At 27.8% G+C, this 12,473-nt stretch carries 9 protein-coding genes; all 9 read right to left on the reverse strand.

The window, feature by feature from the left end; genetic code table 11:
* Nucleotides 1–380: 380 nt before the first annotated feature.
* The 9 genes from Q0H31_RS01480 to pyrB all read right to left on the reverse strand — a co-directional run bounded on the left by Q0H31_RS01480 (nt 381) and on the right by pyrB (nt 11,970).
* A complete protein-coding gene (locus Q0H31_RS01480) occupies nt 381–3,170 on the reverse strand; it encodes a tol-pal system YbgF family protein (protein WP_295295289.1) in 2,790 nt (929 codons plus the stop codon).
* 55 nt (nt 3,171–3,225) lie between these two features.
* Nucleotides 3,226–3,645: a hypothetical protein gene (locus Q0H31_RS01485; RefSeq protein WP_014933097.1), complete on the reverse strand. Its 420-nt coding sequence runs from the start codon at nt 3,643–3,645 to the stop codon at nt 3,226–3,228.
* A 248-nt stretch (nt 3,646–3,893) separates the two neighbouring features.
* Nucleotides 3,894–5,426, reverse strand: a complete 1,533-nt coding sequence (locus tag Q0H31_RS01490; protein WP_295295293.1) for an alpha-L-fucosidase — start codon at nt 5,424–5,426, stop codon at nt 3,894–3,896.
* Between the two features lie 244 nt (nt 5,427–5,670).
* Nucleotides 5,671–7,332, reverse strand: coding sequence for a carbon starvation protein A (locus Q0H31_RS01495; RefSeq protein ID WP_295295295.1), 1,662 nt, complete (start codon nt 7,330–7,332; stop codon nt 5,671–5,673).
* A 24-nt stretch (nt 7,333–7,356) separates the two neighbouring features.
* Nucleotides 7,357–7,881 (reverse strand): hypothetical protein, encoded by a 525-nt coding sequence (locus Q0H31_RS01500; RefSeq protein WP_295295297.1) that lies wholly within the window; start codon nt 7,879–7,881, stop codon nt 7,357–7,359.
* Between the two features lie 120 nt (nt 7,882–8,001).
* Nucleotides 8,002–8,889 (reverse strand): ABC transporter substrate-binding protein, encoded by an 888-nt coding sequence (locus Q0H31_RS01505; RefSeq protein WP_295295299.1) that lies wholly within the window; start codon nt 8,887–8,889, stop codon nt 8,002–8,004.
* A gap of 7 nt (nt 8,890–8,896) precedes the next feature.
* Nucleotides 8,897–9,478, reverse strand: coding sequence for a nicotinate (nicotinamide) nucleotide adenylyltransferase (nadD, locus tag Q0H31_RS01510; protein WP_295295301.1), 582 nt, complete (start codon nt 9,476–9,478; stop codon nt 8,897–8,899).
* Nucleotides 9,479–9,691: 213 nt separating this feature from the next.
* Nucleotides 9,692–10,894, reverse strand: a complete 1,203-nt coding sequence (locus Q0H31_RS01515; RefSeq protein WP_295295302.1) for a dihydroorotase family protein — start codon at nt 10,892–10,894, stop codon at nt 9,692–9,694.
* Nucleotides 10,891–11,970, reverse strand: a complete 1,080-nt coding sequence (pyrB, locus tag Q0H31_RS01520) for an aspartate carbamoyltransferase (RefSeq protein ID WP_295295303.1) — start codon at nt 11,968–11,970, stop codon at nt 10,891–10,893. The genes Q0H31_RS01515 and pyrB overlap by 4 nt, the downstream gene beginning before the upstream one ends.
* Nucleotides 11,971–12,473: the final 503 nt, after the last annotated feature.

Raw genomic sequence — 12,473 nt, forward strand, 5'->3', positions numbered from 1 at the left:
GATTACTTTTGTAATTAAAAAACTTACTTTTGATAAAATATAGTTGTTTAGGTGTATACCTAAACAATTTTAAATTGTCAATCGTGAGCCGCAGCACCTCTCTGCACGGTATATCTTACCTTTTTTAAATGTCATCTATATTTGCCGTTTATTGCTTATTATTAGGCAAAATAAAGAACTTATCACATATAAAATATATTTGTATAAAAAATAATGTATCATATTTCTGTAAATATATGATTTTAGTGCATAAAATTGCAGTTCTTTTGCTTCTTTTATACCAATAAAAGAAGTGGGGGTACGGGGGCTAGTCCCCGTAAACAATAAAATTTAAAAATAAAATTTTCGACAAAATATAATGGTTTCAGTATATAATACTTTTACTGTTGCTGAGTATTGTTTTCTGTTGTTTGTATATTATTAGCTGTATTTGCTTCTGTGTTTTGAGCAGCACCTGTTTCTTGAGTAGTAGTTTCTTCTACTGTATTTTCTGTGTTTTGTTCAGTAGTATTTTCAACTGCATTTTCTTCTGCTGCAACATTTTCCTCTGCCACTTCAGTTTCCTCTTGAACAACTTTTAAATTGTCTATATCTTCTGCTTTAATATTTAAATCCATATTTCTTATTACATTTCTTGCAGTCTCTATATCAACAGCCTCTCCCAATGAGTTAAGCAATGTAATTGCAGGGTCTTCATTTTTATACTGCTTCATTTCCAACACATAGCCTTCTGCATCTTTTGCTATTGTTGTTTTATTTCTTCCGTCATTTTCTATATCTATTGTAACGCCATTTGCCCTTACTTCATTAATTGTAGTTTTACCGTCTGTTGTAGTTTTTGTAGTGGATGTGCTTCCATCTGCCTCTGTAATTGTAGTTTCTGTATTGCCGTAAACATCTTTCACAACAACTATACTGCTTCCATTTGGTTTTATTGTTGTTGTTACACTGCTTGAATCTGCCGCTATAACTTCTGTTATACTGCTTGAATCTTTATTAAGTGTAGTTGTTTCTTTTGAACCGTCTTGTCTTATTATTCTTTTGATTGTAGTTCCGTTTGGCATTTTTATTTCGCTTATAGTGTCTGTGCCTACAGTGTCAGTTATTATAGTTCCATCAACTTTTTTGGTTACAACTGTAAAAGAGCCGTCTTCATTATATGTTTTTGTTATAATGCTTCCGTCATCAGCTTTTACATTATAAGAGAAAGTGCCGGCACCTGCTCCTTGCGAGCTTCTCTCTTCAACTCTTCCGTCTGGATAAACTATTTTTAAATTGCTCATTCCATTAGTATCAACAGTAGTAGTGCCTATACTTCCGTCTACATAATTGGCAACAACTGTGTAACTTCCGTCTGGATTTTCTGTTTTTACTATTAAAGCTCCATCAACTCTTCTCGTCTCTGTAACTATATTTCCTAAATTATCTTCTGTTCTTTTTACTTCTGTACCGTCTAAACTTCTGCTATAGAAAAATATTCCGTTTTCATCTTTATAATTTGTTGTAATAGAACCGTCCGACCTCTCTACTACAAATGCTTTATTATTTTCCAAAGTTTTTCTATTTATAAAAGAGCCGTCCGGATATAGAGTATATTCATATATATCGCCTGCCGATGTTTTAGTATTGATAGATTTTGAATTATCTATCATGTAAGTTTCTATTCTTTTATCTCCGTTTTCAGAGATTATCTCTATTTCTCTTTTTCCATAAGGATATATAGTATCAGATACTTCATAATTATTAGAATATATTTTTGTTTTTTCTATCTTTCCATTCTCATAAACTATTTTTACACCATTAGGATATATTGTCTCTCTTTCATAATCAAAATTTGGAAATAGATTTTCTGTAGTAATACTTCCGTCATTGTTTGTTGTTACTCTATAATTGTTTGTAAAAGGCATGAACTTTACAGATGTATCATTGCTTCTTATAAGAGATATTACTCTCTCTAAAGATTCTCTTTGATAATAATCACTTCCTACATTAGTTAAAAATATTTCATAAGATATTGCTGCATTAGTGATATCGCCCAAAGTTAAATAAGTATGTCCCATGTTGAGATAAGCACTATAATATAGTCCCCAAGTATTATATAAATCAACAGAAGCAACATTGGTTTTTATTTCAACAGTATTTCCATTAGTGTCTGTTATATTTGTCATTATCATTATATTTGTTACTATATAAGGATTTTCTTCTGTTATCACATAGGTAGAACCTGTAGCAGTTGAATTGGTTGCAAGAATAGGCGAATTAGAGTTTGTAGCATTTTCATTAGTAGATTCTAAATTTGGAGGTAGGGTAGTTGCTGATACTGTTGGGTCTACTACTTCCAACATAAAATTAGTATTTGCTTCAAAAATTATAGTTGTGTTTGTGTATTCATATTCATTTGTGAATGTATTAGTTACAATAACATTTGTAAATAATGGAAGTTTTGTAAATGTATTGTTTATAAGATTTTTTATATTTTCATTTGATTGATTTAAATTATTTATAGCATTGGATATGTTTTCTGTTGTGTTAGTAAAATTATCTGCATTATTTGTAGAGATGTTATTAGATGCTATATTATTAGATAATGTAGTATTAGTTATAATATTATTTGTGCCTAATAAAGCAGTATTTGAGATAACGCCATTTGATAATGATAAGTTAGTGATATTATCTGTATTATTATTATCAAAAATAAATATTGTATTAGTTACAACATTTTGTGATACTGTGTAATTAGTTAATACTTCATAATTTAATTTGGCATTATATGGAGAGTAAAGCCTTTCTATTGCCCTATTATACCAAATTAAAGCTTCATCATAATTTTTTAATTGATAATAAGAATTAGCTATATTATTACAAAAAGAATAAGAATCATTAATATCAAAAGCTAATTTATAATAATTAATAGCATTTTCGTATTGTTTATCTTGGAAATAGCAGGCTCCTATATAATAATAAAGCATATCATTTGTTGATAGAGGTCTTCTTTTAAGATAAAGCAAAAAGGCTTCTCTTGCAAAATTATATTTTTTTTGAAAGAAAAGTTTTTCTGCATTATAGAATTCCCTATCTATATTTCTTTCATCATTTGGAGCAGCATTTTGAGAGAATATATTTACACAAGTAAAAATCAATATTAAAAATGCTATAGCTGTTTTTTTCATAATAATATAATCCTTTTTTTTACTACTTTTTTAAGGATAATAATATTTAAAACTATTAGTTTTTGATATAGTCAAAATAATGATTAAATAGTGAATAAATTATATATTCACTGTATCCTCTAACATTTTTATTTTTATCAAGAACATCATCTAAAAAGTTAAAACTATTTTCATCTGGATTTTCTAAATAATATAATTTTTCTTTAGATATACTATTTTCTTTTTTGAGTGTTCTTATTAAAGAAAGCTCCTTTTTTTTATTTCTATTATCTTCTCTGCTTGCATAATAAGAAAGCAGCCTTTTGCTTAGATTTTCAAATACGATTTTATTATATATAACAGCCCTCCTCACGTCCATATCAATACTTCCATCAAAATTATTCAATTCACTATCGAATAAACTAATAGATATAGCAGAACGAATATCCGCAAAAACAGCTTTTTCTTCTTTTATCATAAATTTTTTATTAGACATAATACAAATAATATTTCACCTTTATAAAACTTTGTTAAATATATCGACAATACTTATTTTTTGATTAGATTAAAAAATTAATGATATAATTATTAATGAGAATTATAATTATCTTCTATATATGCTAAACATAGAATTAAAATTAGTGAAAAAATCTTTAATTCAAATAGAATTATATGGATAATCAATAATATATGTTGAAATAATAGCCTTAGTAAATAATACTGAGGCTATTATTTTTATTAAATTTAATAATTTGCAGAATAATAGACATTAACACTTGCTATATTAGCAGGAAGTCTTGTTTCATTTATTGTAATTTTTATTTTATCAGTAGTAACAGTATTAAATTTTATAATACGTTTATATCCTATAGTTTCAGTTTTTTGAGAAATTGGAGCAAGTGTTACATCTTTATATTCAGAACTAGCACTATCAAAATATTGTATTGAGAAACTTTCAACTCTCTGACCTTTGGATATATCTTCCTGAATAACTAATACATTTATTTGTTTGCTTGAACTCAATTTATATTCTTTTGATTTTCCATTATTTACATTAACCCAAGAAGTATTTTTATCTTTAAAAAATCCAGAAGTAAAAGTAGTATCCAAGTACTTTTTAAACTCCTTTATACGATTAACATCTTCAGTTGGTATTACTCCGTCTTTATTTACAGGGAAGTTTAAAAGCAAATTAGCATTACGTCCTACAGATTTGTAATATATATCTAATAGTTCATTTAAAGTTCTTACTCTTTGCTTACCTTCATGAAAAAACCATTGATCCCATACACCATCATTAGCTCCTGCAGTAGGTGTCCTTATAGAAACATCTACCTCAGCAGGAAACCAAAAAAGTGCTGGTACTTTACTTAATACTTCTCTGCTTCCAAGATTTTCATTTGTTGGTTTAAGTCCATATTTTTCATTGTAGGCTGCATCCATATATGCTGCAGGTTTATATGCTTGGGCACTCCATTCTGCCTCTCTGGCATATCCGCCCTCATTTCCTGCCCATCTTGCATCCAATCCTAAATTAGCAGTAATACAATTTGGATGAAGCTTATTAATTAAATCCATCCATCTCTTAAAATCATATTCTTGTTTTTTGTTATATTTTTCATCTTTTGCCCCATCTAACCAGATTTCATCTACTGTACCGTATTGAGTAAGAAGTTCTGTGAGCTGCTCAGTAAAGAAATCATTATACTCCTCTCCCTTACCATAAGATTCAGCGTTCATATCCCAAGGTGAAAGATAAAATCCAACTTTCATACCTTGTGCACGGCAAGCATCTGCAAATTCTTTTGCTATATCTTTTTTATACGGAGAATATTCTACAGAATGTTTGGTAGTTTTAGTATGCCATAAACAAAAACCGTCATGATGTTTTACTGTAAGTATAATCAATTTAAATCCTGCATTTTTTAATGTTGTCACCCATTGATTAACATCTACTTTTGTTGGAGTAAATCGAGAAGGCTTTTCAGTTCCGTCTCCCCAACCTCTGTCAGTAAACGTGTTCATACCATAATGAATAAAAGCGGTTAGCTCCATTTTCTGCCAATCAAGCTGTTTTTTACTTGGTGAAAGTTTTGCCGCCAATTTAACTTTTTCTTCTACTGAAGCATCTGTTGGAAATACTACAGATGGAGGAGGATATCCATAATCAATATCATGTCCGCCCGGTTTAGCAGGATTAGTACCCGGTTTAGCAGGATTAGTACAAGAAAAAGAAAATAATGTTAATAATAACCATAAAATCTTAAAAAAATTCATAATAAAACTCCAAATTTATTGACTATGTAATTTAAATATACTAAAAAAAATTGATTTTGTCAAAAAGTTTGTTAATTTTTTATTATTGTATTTATAGTAATTTATTATTTGTAAATAATGAGCTAAATTAGTTTATTATTATAAATATTCTTTTTGAGTGACATATAAAAAGATAGTAATTTAATATAATAAAAACCCGCCTCCATCAGAAAGCGGGTATTAATATCAACTAAATGATTTTTTATTATTTGTTTTTAATAGGGTCATTAGGATTAACAACACCATCTTTAGGTAATTTTCTAGCCCATTGACCAGTGATAAATAATTCTATAACAGCCAATATAATCATTACAACAGCAATACAAGCTAATACATAACCGTCGAAAGTAGCTTTTTTGAAGTTTGTATATACAACTAAACATAAAGCAGAAAGTGTAACAGCAAACATAAATACTAAAGGTATAACGTTTTCCCAAGAAGTTCTGCCTTGACGATTTTTAATCCAAGCAGCAACAGCAAGTAATGATAAACCAGCTAATAATTGGTTAGCACTACCGAATATAGGCCATATTCTAGTATATCCATAAAGAGTAAATCCTAAAGATATAAGAACTGTAATAGCAGTAGCAATATAAGGATTAGTAAGTATAGTTTTATGTACTTTACCATCAGCACCAGTATATTCACCTAATTCCTGTATCAAATATCTTCCAATACGAGTAGCACTGTCTAAAGAAGTAAGTGCAAAAGAAGCAAAAGCCAAAGTAACAAAAGTTTGACCTATTCCAAGAGGTACACCAAAAGAAGTCATGAAAGTAGCAACACCTAAAGCAAATCTAGCAGCAGGAGTACCAGTACTTTCTATAGCAGCAACACTCATTAAAGCAACTATAGCAACTATACCTTCTATAAGCATAGCACCATAACCTACTAATTTAGCATCTTTTTCACTATTAAGCTGTTTAGAGCTAGTACCAGAACTTACAAGTGAATGGAAACCAGATATAGCACCGCAAGCTACTGTAATAAATAGAATAGGGAATAAATAGTTACCTTCACTAGGAGTAAAGCTAGTAAATACAGGAGCAGTTACAGCAGGACGCATTATAACCAAACCTAATACACCACCTATAATCATAGCATAGAGTAGGAAAGAAGATAAATAGTCTCTAGGTTGTAATAATATCCAAACAGGCATTAAAGAAGCTAATATAATGTATACAGTCAATATAACTTGCCAAGGAGTTTTTTCTAAAGCAAGGAATGGGAATCTATCAGAAATAAATATAATAGCAGCTAATAATACAACACCTATTATTGTAGAAAGAGCAACATTAACTCCTCTTCTATATACTAAGAAACCAAATAGTAAAGCCAAAGCGATAAATAACATACTAGCAGTACCAGCAGCAGCAGATTCTCTATAAGTATCAACGTTTACAGCAAATGTACTTGCAGTAATGTCTAGGAATGCAGCCACTACTAAACAAATAGTAATGAATGCATAAAGAGTAAACATTATTTTACCTTTTTGACCGACATTGTGTCTAATAACTTCTCCAATAGATTTACCTTCATGTCTTAAAGAAGCAATTAGAGAACCGTAGTCATGCACTCCGCCAAAGAATATACATCCGAAGATAATCCATAAATATACAGGAAGCCAACCAAACATAGTTGCAATAATAGGACCTGTAATAGGACCAGCACCTGCTATAGAAGAAAAGTGGTGACCTAATAATACTTTAGCATCAGTAGGTACATAGTCTCTTCCATCTTTTAAAGTATGTGCAGGAGTTTGTCTTGAAGGATCAACACCCCATTTTTTAGCTAAATATGAACCATAGGTTACATAAGCTACAAAAAAGGCTATCATTCCAATGATTAATAATAGAAAAGCATTCATAAAATCTCCTTAATTAATTTTATATTAAAAATCCAAAAGAAGGTTTTTTAATTCCTTTTTTCTCATTTTAGGTAAATACACATTTTTATCTTTTATAGATACTATAGCATATTCAGTCTCAGACCAGCCATGAAATGATAATTTATAACTTACTCTATAAAAGAATTTTTTTACTATTTTTTCCCATTCTTTTTCTAAAGAAATATCTGTGATAATGATTCCTGTGATTATACTTCTTTTATGAAATTTATTAGGATTTGAAAGAATTGGTGTTAATCTAATTAACATATCTTGAAATTCTTCTATATTATCTAAAGTGCAGTTTTTTATGAAGCGAACAAGCATATGTTCAAATACAGAATATCCTTCATATACTGTAGATGTAGTAATAAAGGATTTGAAAAAATCATTTCTATGAAAGGCATAAAGGTCAAAATATTCATTTTCTTTATTAATTTGATATTCTAAGTCAAAATGCCTCATTAATTTTTCTGATAAAGAAAATATATATTTTTTTACCTCTTCATTATCAATATTTAATCTAGCCATATATAAACTCTCTCGTTGTAAAATAGTATATAAATAATAAAGGCTTTGTCAAGTTATTATATAAAGTAATGATGATTTTTTAGAAAAATATTGTGTTTTAAAAAAATATTATTAGTTTTATCAAATATAATAAAAATCATCTCTTGGAATTTTATTTCCTATAAGATTTTTATCAAAATTGTATATAAAATTATAATAATTATTTAATTTTATTTTCATGTTATTATCATTATAAAAAGTAATACCGATTCTATCTATGCCATAAGCAACAGCTTTAGCATTAATTAATATAGAAGTTTGTTTAATTAAAGCTTCTATTTCGTCTTTATTATTTAAAATATATTCAGTGGATTTTTTGTATTCAGTTAATATTTCTTTTAATAAGGCATTATTATTTTCTATAAAACTTTTTTTGGCAATAAGCACAGCAACAGGGTAGGGCGGAATATATTTTGAAATATCAACTACTATATTTATATCTTTATTTTCTAACAGTGCAGAAGATAAAAAAGGCTCTGGAAGTATGGCAATATCAACATTTTTAGAAGCTAATGCTTTTGATAAATCTAAATTGCCAAGAGAATAATTTATATTTGCTCCTTTTATATTTTTATTTTTTATTAAATATTGAAGCATTAAATCTGGAGTGGATAATTTTAATCCGCAGTAAATTGTTTTATTTTTTAAATCATCTATGCTTTTTATATTTTTATCACTAGAGACTATAAACATTTTGGTTTCTGATACTACAGCTACTGCCTTATAGTCTAAGCCTCTATTGTATATTATAGAAGCCATATTCGCAGGAACAGCAGCAATATCAGATTGTCCTTTTATTATAGAAGCTAATATGTTGTTAGGCGAGTTTATAATAGTTATATTTATTTTTTTATAATCATTAATCATTTTTAGAGCACCTATTGCCGTAGGTCCATTTAATAAACTCATTTCAAAAGAATACAAACTAAAAGAGATTAAAAAAAATAAAATAACAAATATTTTTCTCATAATATACCTATAAATATAAATTGTTTTCTTTTATGTAATTATAAACTTTGTCTTTCAAAAAATATCTAAAAGCACCATTATTTTTTATTCTCTCTCTAATTAAACTAGATGAAATATCTATTCTTGGAGCTATTATAGTTTTTATATTATATTTTTCTATATTATCGCTAATTAAATTTTTATTATCATCTCTATTAAGAACTACAATATTAGATAAATTAGAAATCTTTTCTGGTTCTTTCCATTTATCAAAATCTTTCACTAAATCAGCACCTATTATAAGAATTGGTTTATCTTCAAAGTTGTAATTATTATAAATATATTCTAAAGTTTTTATTGTATAAGACACACAATCATTTTTTATTTCATAATCATCTAATATAAAGTTTTCATTATCTTCTATAGATAATTTCAGCATATTGATTCTGTCATCATCAGAAACTTTGCCGCTTATGTTTTTATGCGGAGGTATTTTGCTTGGAATGAATAATATTTTGTTGCATTTAAGTTCATGCAGTATAGTATCAGCCAATATTAAATGCCCCAAATGAGGAGGGTCAAAACTTCCGCCGAGTATTGCAATCTTCATAGAAACTACCAAATAGTATTATAGTTTAATTATTAAATAATAATTTGCAAGCACATTTTTTATTTATATACCTAAACAGTTATATTTTGTAAGTTTATTTTACTCAATTTTTTTCCCGTTTTACCATACGGATATGTTTCGCGAAAAGTGCAAATATTTATGTTTTATTTTTTAGAATATATATAAAATGTAAAACAATAGCTATATTTTTACTCAAAAGATTTCTTTACCAAAACCTTTATAAAAATTGCCGTTATTATAAACTATATTTCCTCTCACTATAGTAGTTATAACTTTTCCTCCTCTTTTAAAACCTACATAAGGCGACCAAGAGGCTTTTGTAATTATATCTTTCTCTTCTATAATGGATTCATCATTTAAATCTATCACTACAAAGTCGGCATCAAATCCTTCTTTTATCAAGCCTTTATTTTTTATTCCAAATATTTTAGCAGTATTTTCGCTCATTATTTTTGTTAGCAGTTTTATATCTATAGTGCTTTCTTTTACTTTTTTAAACATTAGTTCTAATGAATGCTCTATAGAAGGTATGCCGAAAGTGAGTTTCTCTAATTTTTCGCTTAATAAATGCGGTGCATGGTCAGTTCCTATGGTGTCTATTGTTCCGTCTAATATGGCATTCCATAATGCTTTATTGTCTGATTTCTCTCTAAGCTCTGGTTTCATTCTAAGAAGCATTTTATTTTTTTCATCTTTATTAACATCTTCAGTATTCAAAAATAAGTGGTGTGGGGTAGCTTCACCATAAATTATCATACCAGAATCTTTTGCTTTTTTAAGAGAATTAATTTCACTTTCTAATGATAAATGACATAAGTATAATGGGGTATTGGTTTGTTTTGCTATTTCTATTGCTTTATCAACTTTTTTTTCTTCTGCATGCACTGTAACAATTTTTGAAGCTTCAAATAATTTATATAAAATTTTATCATCTTCAACAAGCATGTTTCCAGTAGATGCATTTAAGAAAATTTTTGTAGAAGCAGCTTTATCTATAATTTGTTTTATCTCTTCAGTGTTATCAGCCTTACTTCCTCCAAAATGAAAACCATAATCAACATAAGACTTGCCAATCATCATATTCTTTTTTTCTTCTAAACTTTCTTTTGTTATAGTATTTGGAATGGTATTAGGCATATCCAAAAATGTTGTAACACCGCCTCTTGCTGCTGCTTTACTTCCGGAAGAAAAATCCTCTTTATGTGTGAGCCCTGGGTCTCGCATATGTGCATGAGGGTCTATTATTCCAGATAAAACATAATTGTAATTAGCATCTATTATATTACTGTCTTTATAGATTTCAAAATTATTATCAAAGTCTATTTTTTTTATCTTTTCATTTTCTATAATGATAGATACTATACTGTTTTCTATTTTTGCATTTTTTATTATCATTTTGTTATCTCTTTATTACAATAATAACAAAAATCTCCATAACTTCTTCTAGCAACTTTGTTTTTTGTCTCTTCAAAATGAGTAACACATTTTTTATTCTGACAAACAATTTCTTTATTTTCTATTAACTCATAGTCTTTTTCTTTTTTCTTAGCACTGCTTTCTATTACGCCAGTAGCCAAAGCTAACATGGCCATTCTTGTTGGTATGCCATTTTTAGCCTGTATAAAATATTTAGCATATTTTGTATCATCTAAATCAATGCTAATTTCATCGACCCTTGGAAGAGGATGCATTATAATCATATCTTCTTTACATTTTCCTACTATTGTTGATTTTGATATATTGAATGCATGTTTTACTTTTTCGTAGTCTTCTATATTTTCAAAACGTTCTCTTTGTATTCTTGTCATATATAAACAATCAATTTCTTTTAGTATTTCTTCGTAGTTATTGCCTTTATGATATTTAATTTTAGCATTGTCTAATTCTTTTAATATGTAATCAGGAATCTGAATAATATCCGGAGAAATATAGTAAAACTCTCCATTAAACATTTTTAATGCCTTTGAAAGAGAGTGAACGGTTCTTCCATATTTAGTATCTCCAACAAAAGCTATTTTTTTATTTTCAATACTTCCTAATTCATCTTTTATTGTGTATAAATCAAGTAATGTTTGGCTTGGATGCTCATTAGAACCATCACCGGCATTAATGATAGGACAGTCAGTAACTTCTTCAGCAAATTTAGCTGCACCGTCTATAGGATGTCTCATAACTATTACATCAGAATATGCAGAAACCATTATTATAGTATCTCTTAAAGATTCTCCTTTTTTTATAGAAGAAACATCAGGATTGTCAAACCCTATAACGTCTAAACCCATTTTATATGCTGCTGAATTAAAAGAAAGTCTGGTTCTCGTTGAAGGTTCAAAGAAAATACTTGTCATTATCATTCCATTCATCATCTTTCTTCTTTCCATATTTGGAGTATCATCTAATTTTTTAGCAACATCCAATACTTCCAAAATTTCTTCTTTTGACATTTCTTTAATACCTATAAAATTTTTCATTTTAACATCCCTTAATATTGTAATTTTTACAGCATAAAAAAAGGAATAAAATCACAAAATAGCGATTTTATTCCCTTTTAAAAATTCTGCATTGGTTAATTTAAACAAACATAGAAAATGCGGCAATAAGTAAAATATATTTTTTATTATACCATTCATAATATTTCCTATACTGTACAAATTGTATTAATTATATATTAAAATAAAAAAAAATCAATAGAGAATTTTAGTATTTTTGTTAAGGAGTGTGAGATATTGGACATTTTTTAGTATAAAAAAAGCAGTATCCTTGTTATAATATTTTTTGAATACAAAACAAATAAAAGGATACTACTATAAAAAAAGTGCCATGGAGCCATAGATATTGCCCACTTTTTAGTTAAATTTAAATTAGCACAAATAAACTATATTAAAAAGTATTTGTTTTTATAAATAATACTAATCATTTTATTAAAAATATATGATACATACTACAAAATATTTTTTATAAATGAAATGTTTTT

Origin of the sequence: uncultured Brachyspira sp., from assembly GCF_934747485.1 — a bacterium.
In the GTDB taxonomy this organism is placed as follows: domain Bacteria; phylum Spirochaetota; class Brachyspiria; order Brachyspirales; family Brachyspiraceae; genus Brachyspira.

Excerpts from the sequence above, each read along its gene's own strand:
- Q0H31_RS01480 (WP_295295289.1), bottom strand. The coding sequence starts at position 3,170 with ATGAAAAAAACAGCTATAGCATTTTTAATATTGATTTTTACTTGTGTA.
- Q0H31_RS01485 (WP_014933097.1), bottom strand. The coding sequence starts at position 3,645 with ATGTCTAATAAAAAATTTATGATAAAAGAAGAAAAAGCTGTTTTTGCG.
- Q0H31_RS01490 (WP_295295293.1), bottom strand. The coding sequence starts at position 5,426 with ATGAATTTTTTTAAGATTTTATGGTTATTATTAACATTATTTTCTTTT.
- Q0H31_RS01495 (WP_295295295.1), bottom strand. The coding sequence starts at position 7,332 with ATGAATGCTTTTCTATTATTAATCATTGGAATGATAGCCTTTTTTGTA.
- Q0H31_RS01500 (WP_295295297.1), bottom strand. The coding sequence starts at position 7,881 with ATGGCTAGATTAAATATTGATAATGAAGAGGTAAAAAAATATATATTT.
- Q0H31_RS01505 (WP_295295299.1), bottom strand. The coding sequence starts at position 8,889 with ATGAGAAAAATATTTGTTATTTTATTTTTTTTAATCTCTTTTAGTTTG.
- nadD (WP_295295301.1), bottom strand. The coding sequence starts at position 9,478 with ATGAAGATTGCAATACTCGGCGGAAGTTTTGACCCTCCTCATTTGGGG.
- Q0H31_RS01515 (WP_295295302.1), bottom strand. The coding sequence starts at position 10,894 with ATGATAATAAAAAATGCAAAAATAGAAAACAGTATAGTATCTATCATT.
- pyrB (WP_295295303.1), bottom strand. The coding sequence starts at position 11,970 with ATGAAAAATTTTATAGGTATTAAAGAAATGTCAAAAGAAGAAATTTTG.